Raw genomic sequence first — 26926 nt, 5'->3', positions numbered from 1 at the left:
CCGGCCGCCCCTCTCCCGCGTGACCTGTGACACGACTGCTCCACGCCCGCGTGCCCCGCGACACGGCGGCCCCGGCCGGTACGCCCGGCGCCCGCCACCCGCGCTTGGTCTAGACCCCCTGCTAGCGTCGGCCGCACGAGCGCCGCCACGGACGCGCCGCTCCGGTCGAGAGGGGACAGCAGTGGGCGACGGCAACCGCGCCGGACGGGCGTACATCGGATCCTTCACCGCCGCCGGGGGCCTCGGTGTCCTCACCGCGGCCGTCGACGAGGACACCGGCGCGCTCACCGTCCTCGGCGCCACGGACGCGGTCGCCGACCCGTCCTACCTCGCCCTGGCGCCCACCGGCGACACGCTCTACGCGGTCAGCGAGACCTCGGACGGCGCCCTCGCCGCGTACCGGCTCGAAGGGGACAAGCCGAAACTCGCCGGCCGCCCCGTGCCGGTCGGCTCGGCACCCACCCACCTCGCCCTCCACGACGGCCACGTCCTCACCGCCAACTACCGCTCGGGCAGCGTCACCGCCGTCCCGCTGCGCGCCGACGGCACCCTTGCCGCCCCGGCGGGCGAGCTGCGGCACACGGGCTCCGGACCGCACCCGCAGCGCCAGCAGGGCCCCCACGCCCACCAGGTGGTGGCGGACCCGAGCGGCCGCTGGGCCGTCAGCGTGGACCTCGGCACGGACTCCGTGCGCGTGTGCGTGCTCGGGGAGGGCGGGCTCACGCTCCACCGCGAGGTGGCGCTGCGCCCCGGCTCCGGGCCGCGTCACCTGGCCTTCCACCCGCGCGGCGACCGCGCGTACGTCCTCAACGAGCTGACCCCCACACTCACCGTCTGCGCCTGGGACGCCGACGAGGGCACGCTCAAGCCGCTCAGCGAGGTCGCGGTCCTCGCCGACGCCCCGGACGGCGACGTCTTCCCCTCGGAGGTCGTCGTGGCGCCCGACGGGCGGTTCCTGTGGGCCGCCACGCGCGGCGCGGACGTCATCTCGGTCCTCGCGCTCGACGAGGCGGGCGAGGCGCCGCGGCTGGCGGCCACGGTGCCGTGCGGCGGGCACTGGCCGCGTGACCTGGCCATCGATCCGTCAGGGCGCCATCTGTACGCCGCCAATGAGCGCTCCGGCGACGTCACCTGGTTCACGATCGACCACGGCACGGGGATCCCGCGCAGGTCCGGCTCGATCAAGGCACCGGCCGCCTCCTGCGTGATCTTCAACTGAGGCGGCCCCCACGGCCGCGTACGCGGACGGTACGTACGCGAACGGGCCCGCCCCCACATCGGGGCGGGCCCATCGGCGTACGGACGAAAAACGGCTCAGTGCACCGGCGCGCCCGAGGGCTGCTGCGGGGTGATGCCGAGCGTCGTCGTGTACTTGGAGAGCGCCAGCTTGCCGATCGCCGGGTAGGGGCCGAGCGGCTCGGCGACCGAGCAGCCCGCCTCCTTCGCGGCCGCGTCGAGCAGACCCGCGTCGAGCTCGGGGCCGATCAGGTACGGGGCGAGCGCCAGCTGGGCCGAGCCCGAACCGCGCAGCTGCTCGGCGGTGGCCGCGATGGCGCCCTCCTCGTCGAGCGCGGCGGCCATCACCGGCACCGCGAGACGCGCGGCGAGCAGCATGCCGGTGATCCCGGCGGCCTGCACCGCCTCCTCGCCGCCGACCGTGGCGAGGACGATGCCGTCCGCCGCGGTGGCCACGGTGAACAGGCGGGCGCGGTCGGCGCGGGCGAGCCCGGCCTCCGAGAGGCGCACGTGCAGGGCCTCGGCGAGCAGCGGGTGCGGGCCGAGCACATCGGTCAGCTCGGCGGCGGCGCGGCTCTCCACGACGGCCTGCCGGATGCGGCGCATCAGCGCGCTGTCGGGGCCCGCGAGCAGCGGCACGACCACGGCGACGGGACCGTCGGGCTCGGCCACCTCGGCACCGGCGGCGCGGGCACGCTCGACGCGGGCGGCGCGCTCGGCGCTCGCGTGCGCGAGCACGGAGCTGAGCGAGGGGAACTCGGGGAAGGACGTGACGGTGGCGTCCTCCGCACCGTCGACGTAACCGATTCTGGCGTCGAGGCCGGGCAGCTCGGAGCGGGCGATGCTCACGACTTCCTCGGCGAGGCTGCGCGTGGTGGTGCTGGGGGCGCCCGGCACGGCGAGAACCAGTGCGGGCGCGCCCTCAGGAGCCGCGACGGGCTCCGGACGGCGGTGCCGGCCCGGCTGACGGGGGCGCGGCATTCGTACGGGCAGGCCGGATGCGGGCCCAGTGGGGGAGCTCATGCGCCCGCATGCTACTGGCTTGCGGAGCCCCGCTGTTCGGGGAGGGTACGGGTGGGCGGTATAAGTCCGTTTTTGTCTGATGAATTACGTAGAGGTCAACTGTCGCCTTCTCCGTGGACGGAGAGCAGGCCCGTGTCGAGCGGCAGCCGCAACCGGCCCCCGGCGGCATCGGCCGCCATGCGCAGGGCCCCGGCCAGCGGGTCACCGGCCGCGGGAACCGTCCGTGCGTGCGGCAGTTGACCGGCAAGCTCCTCGCGGAGCGGGGCGAGCAGCGGCTCGCCCATCTTGAACAGGCCGCCGGTGAGGGCGACTTCGCACCTCCCGGACGGCGGGCAGACGGCCGCGGCCGCCTCGGCGATGTGGCGCGCCGCGTCCCGCAGGATGCCGGACGCCACGGCGTCCCGCGCCGCGCAGCCGGCCACCTCGGGCGCGAAGGAGGCGAGGACCGCGGGCCGGTCGGCGCGGGGGTAGAGCTGCCCCGGCAGCCCGGCCAGCGGCCCGAACAACTTCTCCGCGCGCGCGAGGAGCGCCGGGGAACCGCCCCGCCTGCCGTCGTGCGCCCGCAGCGCCGCTTCGAGCCCCGCGCGGCCGATCCAGGCGCCGCCTCCGCAGTCCCCGAGCAGATGGCCCCACCCGTCGGCGCGGCGCCAGGCCATGAGGTCCGTGCCGATCGCGATCATGCCGGTGCCCGCGGCGACGACCGCTCCAGGGCGCTCGCCGAGCGCGCCCGCGTACGCGGTGACGGCGTCGGCGGCGAGCGCCAGGCGCCGTACGCCCAGGCTCTCTTCGAGCGCGGACGGCAGCTCGGCGCGCAGCTCCTCACCGAGGGTCGCCATTCCCGTCGCGCCGATGGCGACGGCCGTGATCCGCCCGCCGCCCGCCCGCTCCAGCAACGCCCTCGCCAGGGGCAGGACGCACTCCATGAAGTGCCCGGCGTCGATGCCACGCGCCCCGGTGCGCACCGGTTCCGTGGAGCTGACCGGCTCCGGCGAGAGCGTCTGGCCCCGGCCGGGCGTGCCGTCCGCCGGGGTGAGGGCCGCTCGCAGCCCCGAGCCCCCCGAGTCGACGCCGAGCACCCACGCCGCGCCGGTGAGCGCCCGCGCCGCGCCGGTCACGGCAGCCGCCAGTCCACCGGCTGCGCCCCCTGCCGCACCAGCAGGTCGTTGGCCCGGCTGAAGGGGCGCGAGCCGAAGAAGCCGCGGTCCGCCGACATGGGGGAGGGGTGCGAGGACTCCACCGACGGCAACTGCCCGAGCAGCGGCCGCAGATTGCGCGCGTCACGCCCCCACAGGATCGACACCAGCGGCTTCCCGCGCGCCGCCAGTGCCCGGATCGCCTGCTCGGTGACCTCTTCCCAGCCCTTGCCGCGGTGCGCTGCGGGCTTGCGCGGGGCCGTGGTGAGCGCCCTGTTGAGGAGCAGGACGCCCTGCTGGGTCCAGGGTGTGAGGTCGCCGTTGGACGGCGGGGGCAGGCCCAGGTCGGTGTGCATCTCGCGGTAGATGTTGATGAGGCTGCCGGGCAGCGGCCGCACGTCGGGCGCGACCGAGAACGAGAGCCCCACCGCGTGACCGGGCGTGGGGTAGGGGTCCTGGCCGACGATCAGGACGCGGACGTCGTCGAAGGGCTGCTGGAACGCGCGCAGCACGTTCGCTCCCGCCGGGAGATAGGTGCGTCCCGCGGCGATCTCCGCGCGCAGGAAGTCCCCCATCCCGGCGATCCGTTCGGCCACCGGCTCCAGGGCCTTGGCCCAGCCGGCTTCGACGATCTCATGCAAGGGTCGTGGTGCCACGGCGTCACCCTACTGCCGTAGCGGCGGCGTCGATCAACCGATGGCCGCGGCCCGCACGCACAGCACGTCCGGCAGGTGCGAGGCGAGCAGCCGCCAGCTGTCGCCGTCGTCCGCCGAGGCGTACACCTCGCCGTTGCGATTGCCGAAGTAGAGGCCCGCCGGGTCGTTGTCGTCGCTGCACATGGCGTCCCGCAGCACCGTGCCGTAGTGGTCCTCCTGGGGCAGGCCCGCGCTGAGCGGCTCCCAGCTCTTGCCCGCGTCCGCCGTGCGGTAGACGCGGCAGCGGCGGTCGGCGGGGACCCGGTCGCTGTCCGCGGTGATCGGGAAGACGTACGCCGTGCCGCCGCGGTGCGGGTGGGCGACCGCGGCGAAGCCGAAGTCGGAGGGGAGGCCGCCGCCGATGTCCGTCCAGTGCGCGCCCGCGTCGTCGCTGCGGTACACCCCCCAGTGGTTCTGCAGATACAGCCGGTCCGGGTCGGCCGCGTCCCGCGCGACCTTGTGCACGCACTGCCCGAACTCGGGGTTCGGCTCGGGCAGGAACACCGCGGAGACGCCCTTGTTCGACGGGGCCCAGCTGTCGCCGCCGTCGAGGGTGCGGAACACCCCGGCGGTGGAGACCGCGACCGTCACCGCGCGGGCGTCGCGGGCGTCGGTCAGGACGGTGTGCAGCCCCTCGCCGCCCCCGCCCGGCACCCACTTGGAGCGCGTGGGGTGCTCCCAGAGCGGACGGACGAGCGCGAAGCTCTCGCCGCGGTCCTCCGAGCGGTACAGCGCGGCCGGTTCCGTGCCCGCGTACACCACGTCCGGTTCGGCGGCCGCGGGGTGCAGCTGCCACACCCGCTCCAGCGACGCCCCGGTGTCCTTGGGGAACTTCACGGCGGGCTTGGCGGGCTCCGCCCACGTCCGGCCGAGGTCGTCGGAGTGGAACACGGACGGGCCCCAGTGCGCGCTGTCGCCGCCGACGAGCAGGCGCGGCGTGCGGCCCCGGGTGTCGATCGCGACGGAGTACACCGCCTGGGCGTTGAAGTACGGACTGTCGTCGAACTCCCAGGCGCCCTCGCGCCTGCGGCCGATGAACAGGCCTTTGCGGGTGCCTACGGTGAGCAGAACATCGGCCATGGCGGCCACCTCCGGGACGTCGTTGTCTCAGGCTTTTGCCAGTCTGCACCCCGCCACTGACAGTCACCCTCCCGAGCGGCGTTCCCGCAGGTCACCACCGTGTCCCGGCCTTCCGGCCCCAGCTGCCCGGCCTCAGTCCGACGCCGTCAGCTCCCGCGCGATCTCCGTGATCACCGCGGGCCCCACCCGGCAGCAGCCGCCGACGAGCCGCGCCCCCGCCGCCCGCCAGCCCTCCACCTGACCGGCCGCGAACCGCGAGGGGCCGCGCCAGGACCGGGCACCGGCGTCCCACTCCTCCCCGCTGTTGGGGTAGACGACCACGGGTTTGCCGGTGACACGCGCGGCCAGCGAGACGGCAGCGGCGGCCTCGCGCGGATCGCAGCAGTTCACGCCGACCGCGATCACCTCGTCCACGTCGGCGGCGAGCGCGAAGGCCTCGTCGAGGGGCTGGCCCGCGCGCGTGCGGCCGCCCGCGACGCTGTACGACAGCCAGGCGGGCACCCCCAGACCGCGCACCGCGCGCAGCAGCGCCCGGGCCTCGTCGGCGTCGGGGACCGTCTCCAGGGCCAGGACGTCCGGGTCGGCCGCGGCGAGGGTCTCCAGACGGGGCCGGTGGAAGCGTTCCAGCTCGTCGACGGTGAGGCCGTACCGCCCCCGGTACTCGGAGCCGTCGGCGAGCATCGCGCCATAGGGGCCCGCCGACGCGGCCACCCACACCTCACGGCCGAGCCCGGACCCGGCGCGACGCGCCAACTCCACGCTCAGGCACAACAGTTCGGTGGTGCGGCGCGCATCGATGCCGCGCCGCGCGAACCCTTCGTACGTCGCCTGGTAGCTCGCGGTGATGGCGACCTCGGCGCCCGCCTCGTAGTACGCGCGGTGGGCCGCCTCGATCGCCGCGGGCTCGTCGGCGAGCAGCCGCGCAGACCACAGGGCGTCGCTCAGGTCGTGGCCTGCGGCCTCCAGCTGGTGGGCCAGGCCGCCGTCCAGGACGACCGGGCGCTGCGCAAGGACATCGGGGAGTCTCACACCGCCGACGCTAGCCGAGGCGCGGCCAGGGGGAAGTGGCATGCCACCTGGTGGGCCGGGCCGTTCGGCGTGGTCACGGGCGGCTCGGCCGTCGCGCACACCTCCTGGGCGAGGGGGCAGCGGGTGCGGAAGCGGCAACCCGAAGGGGGCCGCGCCGCGGACGGGGTCTCGCCCTCCAGGGGCGCCGGCTGCGTGCCCGACGCGGCCTGCGGGTCGGGGAGGTTGACGGTGTCGAGCAGGCCGCGTGTGTAGGGGTGCAGGGGATGCGCGTACACCTGTGCGGCCGGGCCCGACTCCACCAGTTTGCCGAGGTACATCACGCCGACCGTGTCCGCCAGATGGCGTACGACGGCCAGGTCGTGCGAGATGAACAGATAGGTCAGGCCGCGCTCGCGCTGGAGCTGCCGCATCAGGTTCAGGATCTGTGCCTGCACGGACACGTCGAGCGCGGAGACCGGCTCGTCGGCGACCACCAGGTCGGGCGAGAGCGTCAACGCCCGCGCCAGACCCAGGCGTTGCCGCTGGCCGCCGGAGAACTCGTGCGGGTAGCGGTGCACCGCGCCGCGCGGCAGACCGACGGCGTCGAGGAGTTCGGCGACCAGCGCCTCCTGCTCGGCGCGGCCGCCCACGCCCTGGATCACCAGCGGCTCGCGCAGGATCTCGCCGACCCGCATGCGCGGGTCCATCGCGGCGGTCGAGTCCTGGAACATCAGCTGGACGCGGCGCCGGTGCGCGCGCCGCTCGGCCCGCGGCATCCGCGACGGATCGGCGCCCCCGAAGCGCACCGCACCGGCGGTCGGGGCCTCCAGGCCCGCGACGATCCGCCCGAGCGTGGTCTTGCCGCAGCCGGACTCGCCGACCATGCCGTACGTCTCGCCCTCGCGGATCGTGAGCGAGACCCCGCCGACCGCGCTGACCGTGCCCCGGCCGCGCGAGAACGGGCCGCCCTTGAGCGGGAACTCCTTGACCAGGGCGTCGAGTTCGAGGAGGACGCCCCCGGGGGCGGCGGCCGGGGGAACGGCCGGCGGGACCACGACCTCGTCCTGCGAGGCGGCCTCGTCCGGTACGGGATGGAAGCACGCGAACCGGTGCTCCGCGCCCCGCACCTCGTCATCGGCGAGCGGCGGCTCCTCCGCGCGGCACTCCTCGGTGGCGAAGGTGCAGCGCGGCGCGAAACGGCAGCCCGTGGGGCGCGCCGCGAGGTTCGGCGGCAGGCCGGGGATGGTGTGCAGTTCGGTGCCGCTGGCGGCCGCCCGCTCGGGCAGCGCGGCGAGCAGCGCCTCGGTGTAGCGGTGGCGCGGGCGCGCGAACAAGTCGCGTACGTCCGACTCCTCGGCGACCTTGCCCGCGTACATCACCGCGACCCGGTCCACGCGGTGGGCGATGACGCCCAGGTCGTGGGTGACCAGGATCATCGCCATGCCGAGGCGGGAGCGCAGGTCGTCGACGAGTTCCAGGATCTGGTGCTGCGTCGTCACGTCGAGCGCGGTGGTCGGCTCGTCCGCGATGAGCAGCTTCGGCTCGCAGACCAGGGCCATGGCGATCGCCACGCGCTGACGCATGCCGCCCGACAGCTGGTGGGGGTAGGCCTTCATGCGCTCGGCGGGATGGGCCATGCCGACCAGGCGCAGCATCTCCTCGGCCCGCGCCCACGCCTCCTTCCTGCCGATGTCCGGACGGTGCAGGAGCAGCGGCTCGGCCACCTGCGCGCCGATCGTCATCGTGGGGTTGAGGGAGGTGAGCGGGTCCTGGAAGACCATGCCGATGGCGTCCCCGCGTACGTCCTGGAGGACGGGCGCGGGAGCGGCGGCGAGGTCGCGGCCGTCGAACAGGACGCGTCCGCCGGTGATCTCGCCGCCCGGCGGCAGCAGGCCGAGGACGCTGAGCGCGGTCATGGTCTTGCCGCAGCCGGACTCGCCGACGATGCCCAGGGCCTCGCCGGGGGCGAGGGTGAGGCAGACGCCGTCGAGGGCGTGGACGGTGCGTTCGCGCGAGGCGATGTCGACGCGCAGGCCGTCGATGGTGAGGAGGGGCTCGGTCATCTGTCTGCTCTCCCTGGTCACTTCCGCAGCCGCACTTCGAACGCGTCCCGCAGTCCGTCGCCGATGAAGTTGAAGGCGGCGACGACCAGCACGATCGCGATGCCCGGCGGGAAGATCAGCCACCAGTAGCCGTTCTGGGTGTAGGTGATGCCGGCGGACAGCATCGAGCCCCAGTCGGCCGAGGGCGGCGGGATGCTCAGGCCGAGGAAGGCGAGGTAGCTGACGTAGAGGATCGCGTCGGCGATCTGGAACGTGCAGTTGACGATGACCGTGCCGATGGCGTTCGGCACGATGTGCTTGAAGACGGCCCGGGCCCCGCCGCCGCCCATCATCCGCATGGCCTGGACGTACTCCCGGTCGCGCAGCGCCAGGGCCTCGCCGCGCACCAGGCGGGCGGGGGACAGCCACGCGACCGCCGCGATGATCATGATGAGGACGCCCTTGCCGGGCGTGACGATCGCGGCGACGACGACGAGCAGGAACATCGCGGGGATGGCGAGCGCCGCGTCGGTGACCCGCATCATCGTGGCGTCGACCCAGCCGCCGAAGTACCCGGCGATCGCGCCGTAGACCGTGCCGAAGAGCGTCGCCAACAGGCCCGCCGCGAGGCCGATCTCGAGCGAGGTGCGCCCGGCGACCATCAGCCGGCCGAGCATGTCGTAGCCGAGGTCGGTGGTGCCGAGGAGATGGCCCGGGCTGCCGGGCGGGAGGTTCGCCCGTGAGAGGTCGGTGTGGATCTGCTCGGTGGAGTGCAGGAGCGGGCCGAGGTAGCTGAACGCGAGCAGCAGGGCGAGCACGACCACGCCGGTGAGGGCGAGCTTGTTGCCGGTGAAGACGCGCAGGGTGCGGCGGGCGAGCGAGGGCGTGGCCGGCGCCGCTTCCTCCTGGCCGGGGGCGGTGACGGGGGCTGCCGTGGTACTCATGCCACGCTCCGTATCCGGGGGTCGAGGACGGCGTACAGGACGTCGGTGAGCAGTGAGCCGACGACGGTGGCGACTCCGACGACGAGCGTCACGCCGAGCAGGACGGGGAAGTCGGAGCCCTGCGCCGCGTTCCAGAACAGCAGCCCCATGCCCGGGTAGTTGAACATCGACTCGACGATGAGGGCGCCGCTGAAGAGGGTCGGGAGGTAGAGGCCGAGGAGTGTCGCGAGGGGGATCAGCGCGTTGCGCAGAACGTGCCTGACCATGATCCGGCGGCTCGACTGGCCCTTGGCCATCGCGGTGCGGACGTACTCCTCGGTGAGGTTGTCGAGCACCGCCGAGCGCATATAGCGGCTGAACATCGCGATGATGCCGAAGGCCATGGTGACCACGGGCAGCACCAGCCCCGTGACGTCGCCGAGGAGTTCGCCGACCGTCTCGCCCTGCGGTGCCTCCGCCGGGAAGATGGGCATGACCTGCGCGAACAGCATGATCATGATGAGGCCGAGGAAGAACACCGGCGTCGCGTACATCAGGAAGGCGAGCCCCGTCAGCGCGTAGTCCGACGCCTTGCCGCGCCGCACCGCCTGGAGCAGACCGAGCGGGACCGCGACGACCACCGCGAGGGCGGTGGAGAGGACGGTCAGGAGCAGGGTCTTCGGCAGGCGCTGCTTCAGGAGGTCGAGGACGGGCGAGTTGAGCTTGAAGGACTCACCGAGGTCGCCCGTGAGCAGCCGCTTCAGATACATCGCGTACTGCGTCGGCAGGGAACGGTCGTACCCCTGCTGGTGGTTGAAGTGCTCGATCTGCTGCGGGGTGCCCTTCGGGCCGAGGATGGCGCGCGCGGGGCCGCCGGGCAGCAGGTGCAGAAGGACGAAGACGATGACCGAGACCAGGAAGAGGACGACGACCGCCTGGAGGAGGCGCTTGACCAGAAAGCCGGGGAAGCCGGTGAGGCCCCTGAAACCGGCGCGGTCCCTGAAGCCGACGGGGCTCTTGAGTCCGACGGGGTTCCTGAAGCCGCTGGGGCTGCTGCTGCCGCTCACTTCTCAGCACCCTTCCGCTCGGCGTGCTTCTTGACGTAGTACCAGTGCTGGGGCGCGAAGCTGACGGTCGGATTCTGCGAGACGCCGCGCAGGTCGTTGCGGATCACCGAGACCTGATACGCCGGGTTGGGCATCCACATCACCGGAAGCTGCTCCGCGAGGTACTCGCCGTACTCGTGCACGGCCTTCATGTCGGGGGAGTACTGCACCGCCCGGATGACGCGGTCGGCCCTCTTGTCGCTGTAGTTGCCGAAGTTGGCGGAGGCGCCGGTCGAGAAGAGCTGCTCGCCGCTGGGGTTGAGCGGGTAGTACCAGCTGCCGGCCGTCCCGAAGAAGGACATGTCCCAGTCGCAGCCGGGGTCCTTCGCCCGGCACGGGACGGAGCTGCCGAGGACGGAGTTCAGCGGCTGCTGACGCACGGTCAGGTCGATCCCGGCCTTGGAGAGCGACGATTTCAGCTCCTGCATCATGTTCGTCGTCTCGGTCGAGCCGGACTGGGAGAGCAGGGTCAGCTCCAGCGCCGTGCCCTGCTCGATGCCCTTGCCGCACTGGTCCTCGCCCGTCCCGGGGCGTACGCAGCGGGCCGTGCCGTCCTCGGCGCGCCAGCCGTGCGCGGCGAGGAGGCGCCGGGCCCTCGCCACGTCGTACGGGTACCGGTTCTCCTCCATCGCCTCGGACAGGTACTGGCTCTTCGGCTTCGCCGGCACCGGGCCGAGCGTCGGGGTCGCGCTGCCCTGCCAGATGACGTCGCTCATCGCCTCCTGGTCGACGAGGTGCTGCATGGCCTGCCGGATGTAGAGCTGATCCATCATCGGCCCGGCGTGCGTGGAGTTGAAGTTGTAGACGATGTACGTCGCCGCCCAGCCCTCCCACGGGTCGACCCGGTAGCCCCTGCCCTCGAACTTCTCCTTCTGCGCCATCACCGAGGGCGGGATGTAGCCGTAGTCGACGCCGCCCGAACGCAGCACGTTGTACTCGGAGTCGGCCGTCGTGAACGGCTTGAAGACCACCTTGTCCAGGTGCGGGCGCTCCGACTCCGGCCCGGTGTACTTCTCGTTCGGCACGATCGTGACCTGACCGCTGTCTCGCCAGCCGGCGAGCTTCCACGGGCCGTTGACGGTCTTCCACAGCGGGTCGGAGCCGTACGAACCGAGGCTCTTCGCATGTTTCATGAGCCGGGCGAAGACGGCCTTGGCGCCCTCGGCCGTGCGGTCCCAGTCACCGATCGGTCCGCCGTCGGTCTTCGCGTCCCAGGCGTGCTGGGGGAGGGCCCGCAGCAGGGTGAGCTGGTTGGCGGTGAACCAGTCGGGGTTGTACGCGCGTGTCAGGTGCAGCCGCACGGTGTGGTCGTCGAGCGTCTCGAACCGCTTGACGTTGTCGGGCATGGTGCCGACCGAATAGCCCGCCCACTCCGCCTTGTTGGCCTTGACGAGGCGGAACCAGAACTCCAGGTCGCGGGCGGTGACCGGCTTCCCGTCGGACCACTTCACGCCCTCGCGCAGCGGTACCGTCACCGTCTTGTTGTCGTCGCTGTACGCCGGCTCAAGGCCCAGCGTGCCCGGCCCGTGCGAGGCCAGCCCGGCCTTCCCCTTCTCCTGCACCGCGTCGTACACCGGCGTGAACAAGAGGGAGTAGATCCCGCTGTTGTACGAGCCGCCGTAACCGGGGGCGCCGATCGGGAAGATCCAGTTGGGCGTGGCGGCCGGGGGCAGCGCCATCGTCACCGTGCCGCCCTCGACGGGAGTGCCGCCGGTGGGGCCCATGTCGATGCGGCCGCCCTCGCGGGTGCAGCCGGTCACCGCCGTGAGGGTGAGCAGGACTGCCGCCGCGGACCTGAGTGAACGCATGGCGATGGGCCTCCAAGGGGGACGGGGCCTGCCCCCGGGCCGGAGAACGACGGGGCGGCGCCCGAACGCTAGGCCGCACGCGAAAAACAAGTCAATAGGTTCATTCGATGAGAAGCGCAAAACCCTTTGTGGGTGGCGCACTTGGTTCGGTGAGACCTAGTGTTCGTCTGGTTGTCGAACAAACAGATCGAAGCAACAACCAGCAACTGGGGGCGCCATGGCCGGAACACCACTAGGCGAACCGGGGTCGGCACAGCACATCGTCCACCTGGTCTCCTCCGGGGCGGCCACCTCCCGGGCCGACCTCGTACGCGAGTTGGGCCTCGCCCCCTCGACGGTCTCCCTGCGGGTGCAGGAACTGGTCGACGCGGGGCTCCTCAGCGAGTCCGGCGAAGGTGCCTCGCGCGGCGGGCGCAGGCCAAGGCTCCTGCGGGTCGCCGCGCACGGCGGCGTCGCGGTCGCCGCCGACCTCGGCAGCCACCACGCACGGCTCGGCGTGGTCGACATCGGCGGCACCGTCTCGGACGCCGTCGACCTGCCGCACGACATCACCGCGGGACCCGAGTCCGCCGTCGACTGGCTCTGCGGCCAGGTCGACCGGCTCGTCGCCCGCCAGCACCAGGAGGGCCGTGCCGTACGCGCGCTCGGCGTCGCTTTCCCCGGCCCGGTGCAGCCCGCGACGGGCCGCGTCCTGAGCCCGTCCCGCATGCCCGGCTGGCACCGCTACCCGCTCCGGGACGTCCTCGCCGAGCGCCTCGGCATCCCCGTCACCGTAGAGAACGACGCGACGATGATGGCGGTCGGCGAGCACCGCGTCGCCCGCCCCGGACTCGACCACCTCGTCGTCGTCAAGGCCGGGCGCGGCATCGGCAGCGGCATCATCTCCGCGGGGCGCCCGCACGACGGGGCCAACGGCAGCGCGGGCGACATCAGCCACGTCCGCGTCGACGCCGCGGGCGAGCGCCCGTGCAGCTGCGGCAACATCGGCTGCCTGGAGACCGTCGCGAGCGGCGCCGCCCTCATCAGGGAACTCGCCCTCCAGGGCGTCGAGGTCGCCGACACCAGCGACCTGCTGCGCCTGGTCGCGGACGGCGACCCGCGGGCCACCACCCTCGTCCGCACCGCCGGCCGGCACATCGGCACGGTCCTGTCCGTCGTCGTCAACTTCTTCAACCCGCAGGCCGTGGCGCTCGGCGGCGTCCTCGCCACCGCCGAACCCCTGGTAGCCGCCGTGCGCGGCGTGCTCTACGAGCGGTGCCTGCCGCTGGCCACCGCCGACCTGGAGATCACCACCACCGTCACGGGCGTCGACGCGGGCCTCCTGGGCGCGGGCCTCACCGCCCTGCGCACCCACCTGCCCACCACCCCGGCCGCGCTTGCCACCCCCGCGGCCCAGGAAGAGAGCGCACCCGCATGACCCCCACCGCGACCCGCCGTCTGCGCATCGGCATCGGCGGCATCGGCATCGAGTCCTCCACGTTCTGCCCGCACCGCTCCACCACGGACGACTTCCGCCAGACCCGCGGCCAGGACCTCCTTGACCGCTACACGTGGACGCGCCCCGACTCCGACTTCGCCGCGGCCGTCGAATGGGTGCCCCTGCTGCACGCGACCTCGCTGCCCGGCGGTCCGGTCGAAGCCGAGTCGTATCTGACCCTCAAGGACGAACTGGTCACCCGCATCAGGGCAGCGGGCCCGCTCGACGGCCTCGTCCACGACATCCACGGCGCGATGAGCGTCATCGGGCTCACCGACGCCGAGGCCGACCTCACCGAAGCGGTGCGCGCCGCCCTCGACTCCGTCGGCACCCCGGACGGCACCGGCCGCCCGATGATCTCCGCCGCCATGGACCTGCACGGCAACGTCTCGCGCCGCTTCGCCGAGCCCGTCGACCTGCTCACCGCCCACCGCCTCGCCCCGCACGAGGACGCCTGGGAGACCCGCGAGCGCGCCGCCCGCAACCTCGTGCGCTGCCTGCGCGACGGCACGCGCCCGCACCGGGCCTGGGTGCAGGTGCCGGTGCTGCTGCCCGGCGAGAAGACCAGCACCCGCCTGGAGCCCGCCAAGTCCCTCTATGCCTCGCTCGCCGAGATCGAGAAGCTGCCCGGCCTCCTCGACGCCGCGCTGTGGGTCGGCTACGCCTGGGCCGACGAACCGCGCTGCAGGGCCGCGATCGTCGTCACCGGCGAGGACGCCGAACTCGCCGCCGCCGAGGCCGGGAAGCTCGCCCGCCGCTACTGGGACGCCCGCCGGGACTTCGTCTTCGTCGGCCCGACGGGCAGCGCCGAGGAGTGCGTCGAGCGGGCCGTGGCCTCCGGCAAGCGGCCCTTCCTGATCAGCGACTCGGGCGACAACCCGACGGCGGGCGGCGCGGGCGACCTCGCGTACATGCTGGGCAAGCTCCTGGAGAACGAGGCGATCCGCTCCGGGCGGGTCAGCGCCCTGCACCCCGGCATCACCGACCCGGCCGCCGTCGCCCGCTGCTTCGTGGCGGGCGTGGGCGCGGAGGTCGCGCTGAGCGTCGGCGGCAAGGTCGACCCGCGCCACGGCGGGCCGTACGAACTCAACGGCACCGTCATCGCGTTGCAGCGCGCCACCGACCAGAAGGACCGCGCGGAGGGCGGCGCCTACGACCGCGGCGTCGACATGGCGGCCGTCCGCACCGGCGGCCTCACCGTGATCCTCGTCGAACGCCGCAAGCCGTTCCACACACTGGCCGACTTCATGGGCCCACGGGAGGGCGGCCTCGGCATCGACCCTCGTACGTACGACATCGTGGCCGTGAAGATCGGCTATCTGGAGCCCGAGCTGTACGACATGGCGGCGGACTGGCTGCTCGCCCTCACCCCGGGCGGCGTCGACCAGGATCTGCCGCGCCTCGGACACCACCGGGTGGAGCGGCCGCTGTACCCGCTCGACGAGGACGCCTACGCCGACGGGGCACCCGATCTGACCCCGGTCCGGCTGCCACCGCTCGCTGTGTGAGAAGGGGGTGCGCCCACGGGAACCGGTCTGCGAAGGTGATCCCTTCGAGCCGCCTCCGTAGCGCAGAGGAGTCCCCGTGAAGCGTGCCGCCGCCCTGTCCGCCCTCGGCTGTCTGCTGGCCCTCACCGCGGCCGCGCCCGCCTCGTCCGACGCGGGCGCGCGCCCGGACCGCCACCACGGCAGCCTCCTGGACTCCGTGCCGCGGAAGGGCGTACTGAAGGTCTGCACGACCGGCGACTACGCGCCCTTCACCAAGCTGGACCCGGTGCACGAGACGTACAGCGGCGTGGACATCAAGATGGCCCGCGACCTCGCCAAGAGCCTCGACGCCAAGCCGAGGTTCGTGAGGACGAGCTGGGCGAACCTCACCAAGGACGTCGCCGCGCGCCGCTGCGACATCGGCGTCGGCGGCGTCTCGATCACCCTGCCGCGCGCCCGCCAGGTCTACTTCAGCGAGCCCACGCGCGAGGACGGCAAGACACCGATCGTGCGCTGCGCCGACAAGGGCGGGTTCGGCGCGGGCACGCTGAAGGACATCGACAAGCCGGGCACGAGGGTCATCGTCAACCCCGGTGGCACGAACGAACAGTTCGCGCGCGCGAACATCAAGCAGGCGACGCTCACGCTCCACCCGGAGAACACCACGATCTTCCAGGAGATCGTCGACGGCCGGGCGGACGTGATGATGACGGACGCGAGCGAGACCCGCTACCAGGCGAGGATCCACCCCGAACTCTGCTCCCTCCACCCCGACAAGCCCTTCACCTTCTCGGAGAAGGCGTACGCGATGCCGCGCGGCGACGACGAATTCAAGGCGTACGTCGACCAGTTCGTGCACCTCGCCACGCACGACGGGACGTACGCGAGTTACGAGGCCGAGTGGATGAAGTGACGCCGCCCGCGAGGCCGTGAAGCCGGTCTCCGCCGCCGCGCCGGGGGAAACCGCCGTTTGGCGGGGGCGGCGCGGGGGACCCGCACACCATGACCGTAGAGAAGCGCACCGTACTCGTCCTCGACTGCTCGGAACCCGAGCAGCTGGCCGAGTTCTACGCCGGACTGCTCGGCGCGGAGGTCCAGTTGAGCAAGGACCCCGACTACGTCGAGGTCACGAACGACGCCGGGGTCTGCCTCGCCGTGCACCGCGAGCGCGACTACATCCCGCCGAGCTGGCCCCGCCCCGAGGACTCCCAGCAGGCGCACCTGAGGATCATGGTCGCCCGGCACGACATGGACGAGGCGGAGCGCGAGGCGATCGGTCTCGGCGCGCGCCCGGTGGAGACGAAGAACAACAGCGGCCCGCGGGACACGCGCACCTACTCCGACCCGGCGGGGCACTCCTTCACGCTGGCGGCCATCCCCGAGTGACCCGCGTGACGCCCCGCGTGAGCGGCCGGAGCGGGCTCAGACCGACCGGTGGTACTGGTCCGGCACCCGCACCTCGCCGCCGAGTTCGCGCGCCGCGCGCCGCGCCCACGAGGGGTCACGCAGCAGCTCCCGGCCCAACAGGACCGCGTCCGCCTCGCCGTTGGCCAGGATCTTCTCGGCCTGCTCCACCTCGGTGATGAGGCCGACCGCGGCGACCGCCAGCTCCGTCTCGGCCTTCACCCGCGCGGCGAACGGCACCTGGTAGCCCGGCTCGACGGGAATGCGGACGCCCGCCGCGTTGCCGCCCGTGGACACGTCGAGCAGGTCGATCCCATGCTCCTTGAGCTGCGTCGCGAAGCGGACGGTGTCGTCGGCCGTCCAGCCCGCCTCCTGGAGCCAGTCGGTGGCGGAGATGCGGAAGAACAGCGGCTTGTCCTCGGGCCACACGGCCCGTACGGCGTCGACCACTTCGAGGGCGAACCGCGTGCGGTTCTCGTACGAGCCGCCGTACGCGTCGGTGCGCTTGTTGCTGTGCGGCGAGAGGAACTCGCCGATCAGATAGCCGTGCGCGCCGTGGATCTCGGCGACCTCGAAACCGGCGTCGAGCGAGCGTCGCGCGGCCTCGGCGAACTGCCCGACGATCTCGTGGATCTGTTGGACGGTCAGCTCCGTGGGCACGGGGTGGCGCTCGTCGAAGGCGAGGGGGCTGGGCGCGACGGGCTGCCAGCCGTACTCCTCCGCGCCCACCGGGGCGCCGCCCTTCCAGGGGCGGCCGGTGGACGCCTTGCGTCCGGCGTGCGCGATCTGGATGCCGGGGACGGTGCCCTGGCTCTTGAGGAACGCCGTCGTCCGGCGGAACGCCTCCACCTGGGTGTCGTTCCAGATGCCCAGGTCGTACGGGCTGATGCGGCCCTCGGGGCTGACGGCGGTCGCCTCGACGATGATCAGGCCCGTGCCACCGGCGGCACGGGCCGCGTAGTGCGCGAAGTGCCAGTCGAGCGGGGCACCCGCGTCCGGCCCCTCCGGAAGCGCCGAGTACTGGCACATCGGGGGCATCCAGACCCGGTTCGGGATCGTCAGCGATCGCAGGGTGTACGGCTCGAACAGGGCGCTCATGGCGGACTCCATTCCTCACGGTCTTGTGGGCTGCTCGTACGATAGACCTCGTAGTACGGCGATTGTCAAACTACGATGACCGACGAACTACGGCGACTCTCGTACAATGAGGCCAGAGAGCACCGGCCCAAATGGGCACACCGGACGAAGGGGAGCCGTCATGACGACCGCCACCGCGAGCGGTAGGACGCTCGCCCACCCCGAGCCGGGGGAGATCCGGCTCGAAGCGGTGCTGCACGCCCTCGCCGACCCCATGCGGATGCGGATCGTCCGGGACCTCGCCCGCGAGGAGGGAGCCGAGCTGCCCTGCTCGCACTTCCGCCTGCCCGTCACCAAGTCGACGAGCACGCACCACTTCCGGGTGCTGCGCGAGAACGGCGTGATCCGGCAGATCTACCGGGGCACGGCCAAGCTGAGCGTGCTGCGCCGCGACGACCTGGACGCGCTCTTCCCCGGCCTCCTCGACAGCGTCCTCGCCGCGGCCGCCCGCCAGGCCGAGCGCCTCGGCACCGACGAAGCCTGACTGCCCCTGCCCCTGCCCCTACCCCTGCTCCTACCCCTGCTCCTGCTCCTGCGCCGCCCGCCGCAGCCCCGCCCAGTCGGGGATCTTCACCACGCCCCGGCCGAGGGAACGCCCCAGCGCGGCCTCCGCGCGCTCGATCGCCAGCCACCCCGGCCACTCCACCGGCCGCAGACCCGCCGCGCGCAGCCCCGCCAGCGGATCCTCCGGCACGTCCCTGCGTACGAGATCGGGGGCGTCGTCCAGCAGCGACCGCACCGTCTCCTTGGCGCACGGACGGTTGGTGCCGATGACACCGGTCGGGCCCCGCTTGATCCACCCGGCGACGTACTCGCCCGGCGACGGCGCCCCGTCCCGCAGCACCCGCCCGCCCGCGTGCGGCACCGTGCCCCGCTCCGCGTCGAACGGCAGCCCCGCGAGCGGCACCCCGCGATAGCCCACCGAGCGCAGGACCAGCTGGGCCGGGATGTCCTCGTACCGCCCCGAACCGCTCACCCCGCCCCGGCCGTCCGGCAGTGTGCGCTCGAACCGCGCCCCGGCGACGCGGCCCGCCGCCCCGGCCGTCAGGGCCACCGGCCGCAGGAAGAAGCGCAGCCGGATCCGCCGGGGCAGACCGCGCGGGGGGCGCTCCGCCCAGCCGCGCAGCACCTCGATGTTGCGGCGGTTCGCGGCGGGCAGCGCGGACGGGTCGGCGTACGCGGGATCCAGCGCCAGCTCCGCCGGGTCCACGACGACCTCGGTGTCCGGCAGCGAGCCCAGCTCCCGCAGCTCCTTCGTGGTGAACCGCGCCTGCGAGGGGCCGCGCCGCCCCACCATGTGCACCTCGCGCACCCCGCTCCCCGCGAGGACACCGAGCGCCGCGTCCGGCATGTCGGTGGGCAGCAGCTCGGCCACGCCGCGGGCCAGGATCCGGGCGACGTCCACCGCCACGTTCCCCACGCCGATGACGACGGCCGACTCCACGCCCCGTACGAAACCGTCCTGTTCGAACCCGTCCGTCAACACGTCGGGGTGCGCGCTGTACCAGGAGACGAACTCCGTCGCCGAATGACTGCCCGGCAGATCCTCGCCCGGCACCCCGAGCCTGCGGTCCGCCGCCGCGCCCACGCAGTAGACCACCGCGTGGTACAGGCCGAGGAGCCGGGCCGGGGGCAGGGCGCCGGGACCGATCTCGACGGAGCCGAGGAAGCGCACGCGCTCGTGCTCCAGGACCGTACGCAGGTTGTTCTGGAGGGACTTGATCTTCTCGTGGTCCGGCGCGACGCCGTAGCGCACGAGGCCGTACGGGCAGGGCAGCCGGTCGAGCACATCGACCCGCACCCCCGGCACCCGGTCCTGCTCGACGAGGGACTGCGCGGCGTACACCCCGCTGGGACCCGAACCGACGACGGCGACGTGCAGCACGGTGGTGCTCCCTCCGCGAGGCGACCCCGGGACGGTTTCAGGATCGCACCCGGAGTGCCCGCTGTCAGGGTGCCCGGCCCGCCTGTTCCCCCTCGGGCCGGCCTTCCGTGCCGGGAGCGGGTGGCGCGCCGCTGGGCGGGACGCCGAGCCCCCAGTCCAGGCCGTACCGCTGGAAGAGTTCGGCCCGCAGCGTCGCGAGCGGCATCGGCGCGCCCGGGATGAGCAGGGCGAAGACCGCGCCCATGAGCAGGGCGCGCAGAAGTGGATAGTCCCTGTCGACGTCGCCCGATCCGTACCGCACGACGGTCTCGCGCAGCAGCTCGGCCAGCCGCCGCTGCTCGGGGCACTGCACGAAGCCCTCGGCCTGGAGGATCCCGGCCATGTGGGTGCGCATGAGCAGCGGTTCATCGCGGGCGAGGCCCAGGATCGCGTCGATGGCCCGCGCCAGCCTCTCCCCGCCACTCTCGGGGAGAGGCTCCCGCTCCAGCGCGGAGTCCAGCGTGCGGTGCATCAGCCGGTGCACGGCCGACTGGAGGAGCTGACGCTTCCCGGGGAAGTAGTACGACACCAGACCGCGGGCCGCGCCCGCCCGGTCGGCGATGTCGCCGAGGGTCGTGGCCTCGTAGCCCCGCTCGCCCACCAGCTCCACCGTGGCCTGCAACAACCGCTCGCGGGAACGCCTGCGCAACTCTTCATTGACCGATGGGCTACGCGGGGACATTCTGTAACTCCTGCGTTGACTGGCTCTGAGCCAATATACTCAGTGAGTCCCGTACGGGGCCCTTCGCGGGGTCCCGCGTGGGTCGATCCTGCCTGGGGCAGGCAACACCGCGGGGGAGTGTTGCCTGCTCACAGGTGGTTCCGCGGCCGGGGTTCCGGCCGCAAGGGGCGCCTGCGCCTTCATGGCCCGCCCTTTCGGCGTCTCACCCGACGAGGTCGAGCACCGGCCGCAGGGCGTCCGGGCGCCGGTCGGCCGGCAGATGGTCGACGAAGTGCAGCGCGCAGCCGAGCCCGGCCGCGCCGCCGTCGGCCCGCCGGTCGTCGCCGACCATCAGCGTGTCCCGGGGGTCGACGCCCAGCGCCTCGCAGGCCAGCGCGAACAGGCGCGGATCCGGCTTCTGGACGCCGTGTTCGTACGACAGGACGTACGCGTCGACGTACGCGTCGAGCCCATGGGCGCGGAAGACGGGGCGCGGGTCCCACCCGATGTTGCTGACCACCGCCACCCGGACACCCCGCTCGCGCAGCCCGGCGAGCACCTCCGCCGCGTCGCCGTACGGACGCCAGGCCTCCGGAGTCATGTGCCGCTCGTACAGCGCGTCGTACAGCCACGGATCCGGCAGTGGCACCTCGCGGGCGGCCCCCGTGTACGCGGCCCGGTGCTGCTCGGCGCTGCGGTCGCGGTGCGCCCACAGCTCGGCGAGGTGCGCGGGCACCGCGACCGGGAGGGCCCCGCCGGGCATCGCCCCCGCCCGCTCCAGGCCCGCCGCCGCCCGTGCCAACTCCCCGTCGGCGAGCGGCACCCCTAGCTCGCCGGCCACGGCGCGCAGCCAGGCTTCGGTGGGCTCGATGCGGAACAGGGTCCCGGAGAAGTCGAAGAGCACGCCCTTGATCGTCATGGGCCGGATCCTCCGGGAGCCTCCGCCGGGCGGTCAAGGCCGCTCGCGCGCCGCCTGCCGGGCCCGTACGCGTACGTCGCGATGGCCAGCGCCACCGTCAGGGCGCCGAGCAGCCAGCCGCCGAGGACGTCCGACGGCCAGTGGACGCCGAGCCAGACGCGGGTCACTCCCACCCCGGCCACGGAGAGCACGGCGAGGACCACGGCCACGCGCCAGGCCACGGGGCCCACCCCGTACAGACGCAGCAGCCACAGGAGCAGCCCGCACACGACCGCCGCCGTCATCGCGTGACCGGAGGGGAACGCCGCGTAGTGCGCCATGTCCACCGGGTCCTGCCACACCGGACGGGGGCGGTCCACCGCCGCCTTGAGCGACTGCTGCACCACCGAGGCGACCAGGCAGGTGCCCGCGAGCCAGAGCGCGAGCCAGCGGGCACCGCGCGCCACCAGCCAGATCACGACCACCGCGCACAGTGCGCGCATCGTCCATGGGTCCCACACCCAGTCGGTGAGGATCCGGCTGGTCCGCGTCAGCTCCGGGTCGGCGAGCGCCCAGCGGTGCGTGGTGCGGGCGATGCCCTTGTCGAGCGAGATCAGCGGGCCCCACTCCAACTCCACGAGGAGGAGCAGCAGGACGGAGGGCACGCAGAACAGCGCCGCGGCGAGCGTGGCCCGGTAGGTGGGCGGTCGGGTCGGGGAGTCGAGTGACGGGGGGTGCATAAGGGGATCCTCGCCGACGGAAGAGGATGGAAACCATCTCCGTGCCACGGCGCGGCGGCAGCGGGCACGGCTCGACGCCGGGTACCCACGAGGACGGGGGCCGTTCATGGCGAGTGCCGCCGGACCTGGCCGGAGGCGCGCAGGGCCGCCGCGAAGGGGCGGGCCGGACCAGGGGGCAGAGCCCGACCTAGCCCAGCGCGCGCAGGCCGGGTACGAAGGTGACCAGGACGGGGATCACCGGGACCAGCGCCGCGGTGGCCGTCAGGCGCACTCTGCGGGCCGCGGTGAGGCGCGGGCGGGCGGAGAGCAGCCGGTGGACGCGGTGCGGGACGTGCGCCTGCGGGGTCGGGCAGGGGCCGAACACACCGCGGTCCTCGTTCAATTCGACCAGGGCGAGCGCGATCGTCAGCCGCCCGAAGCGGCGGGACGCCACGTCGTCGGCGGCCAGCTCCACCAGGCGGTGCATCTGATCGCGGAACGCGGCGAAGACCCGTACCTGCGGAAATCCCGCGGCCAGCGCCCCCGAGCAGTGCAGGAGCCAGTCGTGCCGCGCCTGCGCGTGCCCCTGCTCGTGCGCGAGCACGGCATCGAGCTGACGGCCCTTCAGGCGACGCAACGCGGCCGTGGTGATGACCAGTTGGGGCGCCTGCCCCGGCAGCCACCAGGCGTCCGGGCGCTCACCCTCCAGGACCACGAGCCGGTCGGCGCCCGGCTCCTCGCCGGGCAACAGCGGCGCGCGCAGGAGCAGTTCGGCGCGGCGCCCGGCCCGGCGGCTGCGCGTCAGGGCGATCTCCCGGGTCAGCATCGCCGCGGTCCACACCCCGCCGCAGGCCAGCGCCACGGCGGTGGCCGCGGCCCAGGGGCCGGGTGCCTGGAGGGCGTACGCCTCGACCACGGCGTGCGGCGCGGGCGCGAAGACATGGCCGCGCACGGCCTGCCACGCGGCGGCCGCGCTGAGCGTCATCGACAGCGCGCAGCAGAGCAGGACGCCCGCCACCACGCACTGCCAGGCCCATAGCGCGACCACCGGTTCGCGCTCCGGCCAGTCGGCCCGCGCGAGCATCCGCGGGGCGACGACTGCGGTCAGGGCGCCCAGCAGCAACAGTGCGACGGGGACCATCATGGCGCCCAGCCTATGAGGGCCGGGCCGCCGAGGGGTATGGGCTGCCTCCTCAAGTGATGGACGCCACGGCCGATGTGGGCACGTCGGGTACGAAAAGGGCCACGATCGGGTCGCTCCGTGCCGCCGCCGAGTGGCGGCCACCGCGCGGGCCGGGGGACGCCGTAGTGTCGGACGATGATCGAGACCATCGTGTTCGACGTGGGGGAGACCCTCACCAAAGACGACCGCTACTGGGCATCCTGGGCCGACTGGCTGAAGATGCCGCGGCACACCGTCTCCGCGCTCGTCGGCGCCGTCGTCGCACAGGGCGGGGACAGCCAGGACGCGCTGCGGCTGATCAGCCCGGACATGGACATCGCCTCCGCCTACCACGCCCGCGAGACGGCGGGCCGCGGCGAGCACCTGGCCGAGAGCGACCTCTACCCCGATGTGCGGCCCGCCCTCGGGGGTCTGCACAAGCTCGGCGTCCGCGTCATCGTCGCGGGCAACGCGACCGCGCGCGCCGCCGAACTCCTGCGCGACCTCGACCTGCCCGCCGACCTCGTCGTCACCTCGGGCGACTGGGGCGTCGCCAAGCCGGACCCCGCCTTCTTCACGCGGGTGCTCGAAGTGGCCCAGGCCGGGCCCCGCGAGACGCTGTACGTCGGCGACCACCCCGCGCACGACGTCTTCCCCGCCAAGCAGGCGGGGCTGCGCACCGCGCACATCCGCCGCGGCCCGTGGGGGCACCTGTGGGCGGACGACCCGGCCGTGGCCGAGGCGGCGGACTGGCAGATCGACAGCCTCACGGCGCTGGCCGCGCTGATCGGCCACTGAGGCCCCGGCCGGGGAGCGCGCGCCGAGGCCGCTCCGGGCGCGGTCAGCGAGGCGGCTCCGGGCGCGGTCAGCGAGGCGGCTCCGGGCGCGGTCAGCGAGGCGGCTCCGGGCGCGGTCAGAGCGTCAGCAGCATCGCCAGCATGCCGATCCCCATCGACAGCCTGCACGCCAGCGCCAGCTCGGGCCGGTCGCCCCAGCCGAGGGCAGGCGGGCCGCCGCTGCCACCCCGGCCCGCCGCCACGGTCCCCGCGGGGGCGAGGCGCGCTCCGGACCACAGGACGTACCCGGCGAAGTAGAGCAGGAGGGCGCCGGTCAGCACGGGCAGGCCCGCGCCCCCGTGACCCGCGTGCGCACCGGGGGTCGTGATCATCGCGAGCGACATATAGACCATGGCGCACGCGCCGACGAGATGGTGCAGGTGGTGACGGTTGGCGCGTGCCGTCCACAGCGCGTGCAGCGCGGCCGCCCCGAACACCGCGGCGTACCCGAGCCAGGCCCAGCGCGGCAGCGCGATCACCGCGGCGGGCACGGCCATCACCGCCATGCCGAACCCCATGAGCGCCTCGCCGCCCGCGGTGCGGCGCTGTTCCTCGATCCGGCTGCGCATCCGCAGCAGACAGTAGGCCCCGGTCGCCGCGCAGAGCGCGACGAGCAGCCAGGCGGCCTGCGCCGGTCCGTGCACCGCGCACCTCCCCCTGTCGACGGTGTCGTCGGGTCGATGCCCAGGCTCGCTAAGCCGTACGCGAGCGCACGGGGGTGCACGGGGCGCACAGGGGGAGCGAGACGCCGTGCGGTGGAGCGGGTCGTGCCGTTCGGTGAGGCGGGACGGGGCCGCTCGGCGGAGCAGGTCTTTTGTGGGTAAAACACTTGCTAATGTTTTAGGTATGAGCAGTACGCCGCCGTCCCCGCACCTTTCCCCCCGCCCCACCCGTCCCGTCCGTCTCCGGCGGCTCCCGCTCGCCGGGGTGCTGCGCCCGGGCAAGCCGTCGGACATCTGGTTCAAGCCCGCGTGCAGCGTGGTCGTGGCCACGGCGATACCGAACCTGACGCTGCTGGCCCTCGGCCGGCTCGACCTCGTGATGTACACGATGGCCGGTTCGTTCTGCGCCCTGTATGCCCACAACCTCCCGTACGCCGCCAGGACGCGCGCCCTGGCCTGGGTCGTCGCCGGGATGTCCGCGAGCGTGGCCGCCGCGCTCGTCACGGCCTCGCTGACCGGCTCCGCGGTGATCCTCGTCGCCGTCGGCGCGCTGCTGGCCGCCGCGCAGAAGACGGTGTGCGACGCGACCCGCATCGGACCGCCCGGCCATCTGATCTTCACCTTCATCAGCTCGGCCACCCTCTTCGCCCCGCAGGACCTCGGGCAGGTCCCTGGGCACCTCGCGCTCACCCTCGCCGGAGGTGCCGTGGCCTGGCTCGTCGGCATGGCACCCGCGCTCGTACGGCCGCACGGGCCCGAGCGCCGGGCCACCGCGCGCGCCCTGGCCGCGGTCGCCGCGTACGCCGAGACCGTCACCGCCGAGACCGCCGCCGAGGCCACGGATGCCGGGGACACCGAGGCCGCGGAGGCCGGGCCCGCCGTCGAACGGGCCCGCGCCGCCGCGGCCGGGGCCGTGCACGCCGCCTGGCAGTCGCTGCTCGCCACCGGGCCCAGGACCGTCGAGGCCCGGCGCGCCCTGGCCCGCCTCGTCATCCGCGCCGAGGAGGCCCTGGCCGCGCCCACCGCCGCCGACCCCGCGGCGCTGCGCTCCTGGGCTGCCGGGCTGCGCGGCACCGGCGCCGTCCCGCGTCCCGGCGACGTACGCCCCGGCGAGCGCGACGAACTCCTCGGCGTGGCCGCGGAGCTCGCCGGACCCAAGGTGCCGCTGTGGCGCCGGTTCGCGCCGGGCTCCCCGTTGCTGCCCATCGCGCTGCGCACCGCCCTGGGCTGCGCGCTCGCCGGATACGGGTCGCTCGCACTCGGCGTCGGCCGCCCCTACTGGGCCCTGGTCACCGCCGCCTCCCTCTACCAGGCCAACGTGACGCTCACCTGGAACCGGGGCGTGCAGCGCGTGGTCGGCAACCTCGTCGGCGTGCTCGCCTTCGCCGCCATCGCCCCGTTCGCCCACCTCGGCCACGCGGAACTGATCGTGAGCTGCCTCGCCCTCGCTTTCGGCGCGGAGGCGCTGATCAGCCGGAACTACTGGCTTGGCACCGTATGCGTGACGCCGATGGCGCTGCTCGTCACCGAGTTCGCACGGTTCCAGCAGCCCGGCGAGCTGATTCTCGACCGCGTCGTGGACACGCTCGTGGGGGCCGTGCTCGGCGTCGTGGCGGCCGTCCTCGTCACCAACCGGCGCGCCGCCGACCAGATCGAACAGGCCGTCGAGGCCGTGGACCGGGCCAGGGAGCGGGCCGAGGCCGGCCTCGCCCGGGCGGGCACGGTCGAACCCGCGCGGCGCGCGCTCACCGCCGCCCTCGTCGAACTGCGCGCCGCCGCCGACGCGGCCGCGGGGGAGTGGTGGCCGCGCGCCCTGCCGGAACAGCGGGTGATCGCGGCCGAACGCGCCGGACACCGTACGCTCGCGGCGACGGTCCGACGACGAAGTGACGAGAACGGTCAGGGGACGCGGCCCCGCGCGGAGGCCGCCGACGCCTGGGAGGGCGCACGAGCATGAGAGCAGAGAACGGTCCGGTGGCGGGCCTCGGTGGGGACACCGTGGCCGCGGTGGTGCGGCAGTGGCAGGCGGTGCGCCCCGACATCGACACCGGGCCGATGGAGGTGATCGGCCGCATCAACCGCTGCGCGGCCCTCCTCCAGCAGGCCGAGGACGCCCCGCTGCGCCGGGCGGGCCTGACCCGCGCCGAGTTCGACCTGCTCGGCGCGTTGCGCCGCACGGGGCACGAGCTGACACCCGGGGAGCTGGCCCGCGAGACCTTCTCCTCGGGCGCCGCGGTCACCAAGCGGCTCAAGCAGCTCCAGGAGCGGGAACTGGTCGACCGCAGGGCCGACGCGAGGGACCGCAGGGTCGCCCATGTCCGGCTCACCGAAGCGGGCCGCGACCTGGTCGACAGGATCCTCCCGGAACAGCTCGCGTACGAAACGGTGGTCCTGTCCACCCTCGATGCCGACGACCAGGGCCAACTGAGCGGACTCCTGGGCGATCTGCTGACCCAACTGGAGGGGCGCCTCGGCGTACGGAGGGGCTGAGCCGGGCCCAGGCGT

25 protein-coding genes are annotated in these 26926 nt (G+C 73.6%); 9 read left to right on the top strand and 16 right to left on the bottom strand.

Going from position 1 to position 26926, the window contains the following annotated elements; genetic code table 11:
* Window positions 1-181: 181 nt before the first annotated feature.
* A complete protein-coding gene (locus DMA15_RS04420; protein WP_125511355.1) occupies window positions 182-1219 on the top strand; it encodes a lactonase family protein in 1038 nt (345 codons plus the stop codon).
* A gap of 95 nt (window positions 1220-1314) precedes the next feature.
* On the opposite strand, the gene DMA15_RS04415 is transcribed toward DMA15_RS04420, so the two are convergent.
* The 9 genes from DMA15_RS04415 to DMA15_RS04375 form a co-directional block, all read right to left on the bottom strand.
* Window positions 1315-2259, bottom strand: coding sequence for a hypothetical protein (locus DMA15_RS04415; protein WP_125511354.1), 945 nt, complete (start codon window positions 2257-2259; stop codon window positions 1315-1317).
* Between the two features lie 95 nt (window positions 2260-2354).
* Entirely contained in the window at window positions 2355-3374 is a 1020-nt protein-coding gene (locus DMA15_RS04410; RefSeq protein WP_240659673.1) for a BadF/BadG/BcrA/BcrD ATPase family protein, read from the bottom strand.
* The gene (locus DMA15_RS04405; RefSeq protein ID WP_125511353.1) at window positions 3371-4048 is read right to left on the bottom strand and encodes a uracil-DNA glycosylase; all 678 of its coding nucleotides are present in this window, start codon (window positions 4046-4048) and stop codon (window positions 3371-3373) included. Before DMA15_RS04405 ends, DMA15_RS04410 begins: the two co-directional genes overlap by 4 nt.
* Window positions 4049-4081: 33 nt before the next feature.
* Window positions 4082-5167, bottom strand: coding sequence for a sialidase family protein (locus DMA15_RS04400; RefSeq protein ID WP_125511352.1), 1086 nt, complete (start codon window positions 5165-5167; stop codon window positions 4082-4084).
* Window positions 5168-5299: 132 nt separating this feature from the next.
* The gene (gene mmuM, locus DMA15_RS04395) at window positions 5300-6238 is read right to left on the bottom strand and encodes a homocysteine S-methyltransferase (protein WP_125511351.1); all 939 of its coding nucleotides are present in this window, start codon (window positions 6236-6238) and stop codon (window positions 5300-5302) included.
* Entirely contained in the window at window positions 6193-8238 is a 2046-nt protein-coding gene (locus DMA15_RS04390) for an ABC transporter ATP-binding protein (RefSeq protein WP_125511350.1), read from the bottom strand. The genes mmuM and DMA15_RS04390 overlap by 46 nt, the downstream gene beginning before the upstream one ends.
* Before the next feature lie 17 nt (window positions 8239-8255).
* Complete coding sequence (locus DMA15_RS04385; RefSeq protein ID WP_125511349.1) at window positions 8256-9161, bottom strand: ABC transporter permease; 906 nt, start codon at window positions 9159-9161, stop codon at window positions 8256-8258.
* Window positions 9158-10096 carry an ABC transporter permease gene (locus tag DMA15_RS04380; protein WP_125517282.1) on the bottom strand — a complete coding sequence of 313 codons (939 nt, stop codon included), beginning with the start codon at window positions 10094-10096 and terminating at the stop codon, window positions 9158-9160. Before DMA15_RS04380 ends, DMA15_RS04385 begins: the two co-directional genes overlap by 4 nt.
* Window positions 10097-10203: 107 nt before the next feature.
* Window positions 10204-12054 carry a peptide ABC transporter substrate-binding protein gene (locus tag DMA15_RS04375; RefSeq protein WP_125511348.1) on the bottom strand — a complete coding sequence of 617 codons (1851 nt, stop codon included), beginning with the start codon at window positions 12052-12054 and terminating at the stop codon, window positions 10204-10206.
* A 217-nt stretch (window positions 12055-12271) separates the two neighbouring features.
* Here DMA15_RS04375 and DMA15_RS04370 point away from each other — a divergent pair, with 217 nt between their 5' ends.
* The 4 genes from DMA15_RS04370 to DMA15_RS04355 all read left to right on the top strand — a co-directional run bounded on the left by DMA15_RS04370 (window position 12272) and on the right by DMA15_RS04355 (window position 16404).
* Window positions 12272-13471, top strand: a complete 1200-nt coding sequence (locus DMA15_RS04370; protein ID WP_125511347.1) for an ROK family protein — start codon at window positions 12272-12274, stop codon at window positions 13469-13471.
* Complete coding sequence (locus DMA15_RS04365) at window positions 13468-15039, top strand: M81 family metallopeptidase (RefSeq protein WP_125511346.1); 1572 nt, start codon at window positions 13468-13470, stop codon at window positions 15037-15039. Before DMA15_RS04370 ends, DMA15_RS04365 begins: the two co-directional genes overlap by 4 nt.
* Window positions 15040-15115: 76 nt before the next feature.
* A complete protein-coding gene (locus DMA15_RS04360) occupies window positions 15116-15931 on the top strand; it encodes a transporter substrate-binding domain-containing protein (RefSeq protein ID WP_125511345.1) in 816 nt (271 codons plus the stop codon).
* Window positions 15932-16020: 89 nt separating this feature from the next.
* Window positions 16021-16404 (top strand): VOC family protein, encoded by a 384-nt coding sequence (locus tag DMA15_RS04355; protein WP_125511344.1) that lies wholly within the window; start codon window positions 16021-16023, stop codon window positions 16402-16404.
* Between the two features lie 36 nt (window positions 16405-16440).
* Here DMA15_RS04355 and DMA15_RS04350 read toward each other — a convergent pair whose 3' ends face one another.
* A complete protein-coding gene (locus DMA15_RS04350; protein ID WP_125511343.1) occupies window positions 16441-17520 on the bottom strand; it encodes an NADH:flavin oxidoreductase/NADH oxidase in 1080 nt (359 codons plus the stop codon).
* A 160-nt stretch (window positions 17521-17680) separates the two neighbouring features.
* Here DMA15_RS04350 and DMA15_RS04345 point away from each other — a divergent pair, with 160 nt between their 5' ends.
* Window positions 17681-18043, top strand: a complete 363-nt coding sequence (locus DMA15_RS04345; RefSeq protein ID WP_125511342.1) for a helix-turn-helix transcriptional regulator — start codon at window positions 17681-17683, stop codon at window positions 18041-18043.
* Window positions 18044-18073: 30 nt separating this feature from the next.
* On the opposite strand, the gene DMA15_RS04340 is transcribed toward DMA15_RS04345, so the two are convergent.
* The 5 genes from DMA15_RS04340 to DMA15_RS04320 form a co-directional block, all read right to left on the bottom strand.
* Window positions 18074-19444, bottom strand: a complete 1371-nt coding sequence (locus DMA15_RS04340) for an FAD-dependent oxidoreductase (RefSeq protein WP_125511341.1) — start codon at window positions 19442-19444, stop codon at window positions 18074-18076.
* Window positions 19445-19508: 64 nt separating this feature from the next.
* A complete protein-coding gene (locus DMA15_RS04335; protein WP_125511340.1) occupies window positions 19509-20165 on the bottom strand; it encodes a TetR/AcrR family transcriptional regulator in 657 nt (218 codons plus the stop codon).
* Between the two features lie 202 nt (window positions 20166-20367).
* Window positions 20368-21063, bottom strand: a complete 696-nt coding sequence (locus tag DMA15_RS04330; RefSeq protein ID WP_125511339.1) for an HAD-IA family hydrolase — start codon at window positions 21061-21063, stop codon at window positions 20368-20370.
* The gene (locus tag DMA15_RS04325; RefSeq protein WP_125511338.1) at window positions 21060-21782 is read right to left on the bottom strand and encodes a phosphatase PAP2 family protein; all 723 of its coding nucleotides are present in this window, start codon (window positions 21780-21782) and stop codon (window positions 21060-21062) included. The genes DMA15_RS04330 and DMA15_RS04325 overlap by 4 nt, the downstream gene beginning before the upstream one ends.
* Window positions 21783-21969: 187 nt before the next feature.
* Window positions 21970-22905 (bottom strand): M56 family metallopeptidase, encoded by a 936-nt coding sequence (locus DMA15_RS04320; protein ID WP_125511337.1) that lies wholly within the window; start codon window positions 22903-22905, stop codon window positions 21970-21972.
* A 174-nt stretch (window positions 22906-23079) separates the two neighbouring features.
* Here DMA15_RS04320 and DMA15_RS04315 point away from each other — a divergent pair, with 174 nt between their 5' ends.
* Window positions 23080-23721 carry an HAD family hydrolase gene (locus DMA15_RS04315; RefSeq protein WP_125511336.1) on the top strand — a complete coding sequence of 214 codons (642 nt, stop codon included), beginning with the start codon at window positions 23080-23082 and terminating at the stop codon, window positions 23719-23721.
* Between the two features lie 115 nt (window positions 23722-23836).
* Here the strand turns inward: DMA15_RS04315 and DMA15_RS04310 are convergent, their stop codons facing one another.
* Window positions 23837-24403 carry a DUF5134 domain-containing protein gene (locus DMA15_RS04310; RefSeq protein WP_125511335.1) on the bottom strand — a complete coding sequence of 189 codons (567 nt, stop codon included), beginning with the start codon at window positions 24401-24403 and terminating at the stop codon, window positions 23837-23839.
* A 202-nt stretch (window positions 24404-24605) separates the two neighbouring features.
* On the opposite strand from DMA15_RS04310, the gene DMA15_RS04305 reads away from it, so the two are divergent.
* Window positions 24606-26378 carry an FUSC family protein gene (locus tag DMA15_RS04305; RefSeq protein WP_125511334.1) on the top strand — a complete coding sequence of 591 codons (1773 nt, stop codon included), beginning with the start codon at window positions 24606-24608 and terminating at the stop codon, window positions 26376-26378.
* Window positions 26375-26911 carry a MarR family transcriptional regulator gene (locus tag DMA15_RS04300; RefSeq protein ID WP_125511333.1) on the top strand — a complete coding sequence of 179 codons (537 nt, stop codon included), beginning with the start codon at window positions 26375-26377 and terminating at the stop codon, window positions 26909-26911. The genes DMA15_RS04305 and DMA15_RS04300 overlap by 4 nt, the downstream gene beginning before the upstream one ends.
* Window positions 26912-26926 lie beyond the last annotated feature (15 nt).

The sequence above is a fragment of the Streptomyces sp. WAC 01529 genome (assembly GCF_003945545.1).
In the GTDB taxonomy this organism is placed as follows: domain Bacteria; phylum Actinomycetota; class Actinomycetes; order Streptomycetales; family Streptomycetaceae; genus Streptomyces; species Streptomyces anatolicus.
The sequence above is the reverse complement of the archived record's forward strand: the minus strand, read 5'-3'. Positions and strand labels throughout refer to the sequence as shown.

What these genes read in the sequence shown, in the direction of transcription:
- DMA15_RS04415 (WP_125511354.1), bottom strand. Translation starts at nt 2,259, where the DNA reads ATGAGCTCCCCCACTGGGCCCGCATCCGGCCTGCCCGTACGAATGCCG.
- DMA15_RS04400 (WP_125511352.1), bottom strand. Translation starts at nt 5,167, where the DNA reads ATGGCCGATGTTCTGCTCACCGTAGGCACCCGCAAAGGCCTGTTCATC.
- mmuM (WP_125511351.1), bottom strand. Translation starts at nt 6,238, where the DNA reads ATGCCACTTCCCCCTGGCCGCGCCTCGGCTAGCGTCGGCGGTGTGAGA.
- DMA15_RS04390 (WP_125511350.1), bottom strand. Translation starts at nt 8,238, where the DNA reads ATGACCGAGCCCCTCCTCACCATCGACGGCCTGCGCGTCGACATCGCC.
- DMA15_RS04385 (WP_125511349.1), bottom strand. Translation starts at nt 9,161, where the DNA reads ATGAGTACCACGGCAGCCCCCGTCACCGCCCCCGGCCAGGAGGAAGCG.
- DMA15_RS04375 (WP_125511348.1), bottom strand. Translation starts at nt 12,054, where the DNA reads ATGCGTTCACTCAGGTCCGCGGCGGCAGTCCTGCTCACCCTCACGGCG.
- DMA15_RS04370 (WP_125511347.1), top strand. Translation starts at nt 12,272, where the DNA reads ATGGCCGGAACACCACTAGGCGAACCGGGGTCGGCACAGCACATCGTC.
- DMA15_RS04365 (WP_125511346.1), top strand. Translation starts at nt 13,468, where the DNA reads ATGACCCCCACCGCGACCCGCCGTCTGCGCATCGGCATCGGCGGCATC.
- DMA15_RS04355 (WP_125511344.1), top strand. Translation starts at nt 16,021, where the DNA reads ATGACCGTAGAGAAGCGCACCGTACTCGTCCTCGACTGCTCGGAACCC.
- DMA15_RS04350 (WP_125511343.1), bottom strand. Translation starts at nt 17,520, where the DNA reads ATGAGCGCCCTGTTCGAGCCGTACACCCTGCGATCGCTGACGATCCCG.
- DMA15_RS04345 (WP_125511342.1), top strand. Translation starts at nt 17,681, where the DNA reads ATGACGACCGCCACCGCGAGCGGTAGGACGCTCGCCCACCCCGAGCCG.
- DMA15_RS04335 (WP_125511340.1), bottom strand. Translation starts at nt 20,165, where the DNA reads ATGTCCCCGCGTAGCCCATCGGTCAATGAAGAGTTGCGCAGGCGTTCC.
- DMA15_RS04330 (WP_125511339.1), bottom strand. Translation starts at nt 21,063, where the DNA reads ATGACGATCAAGGGCGTGCTCTTCGACTTCTCCGGGACCCTGTTCCGC.
- DMA15_RS04325 (WP_125511338.1), bottom strand. Translation starts at nt 21,782, where the DNA reads ATGCACCCCCCGTCACTCGACTCCCCGACCCGACCGCCCACCTACCGG.
- DMA15_RS04320 (WP_125511337.1), bottom strand. Translation starts at nt 22,905, where the DNA reads ATGATGGTCCCCGTCGCACTGTTGCTGCTGGGCGCCCTGACCGCAGTC.
- DMA15_RS04315 (WP_125511336.1), top strand. Translation starts at nt 23,080, where the DNA reads ATGATCGAGACCATCGTGTTCGACGTGGGGGAGACCCTCACCAAAGAC.
- DMA15_RS04305 (WP_125511334.1), top strand. Translation starts at nt 24,606, where the DNA reads ATGAGCAGTACGCCGCCGTCCCCGCACCTTTCCCCCCGCCCCACCCGT.
- DMA15_RS04300 (WP_125511333.1), top strand. Translation starts at nt 26,375, where the DNA reads ATGAGAGCAGAGAACGGTCCGGTGGCGGGCCTCGGTGGGGACACCGTG.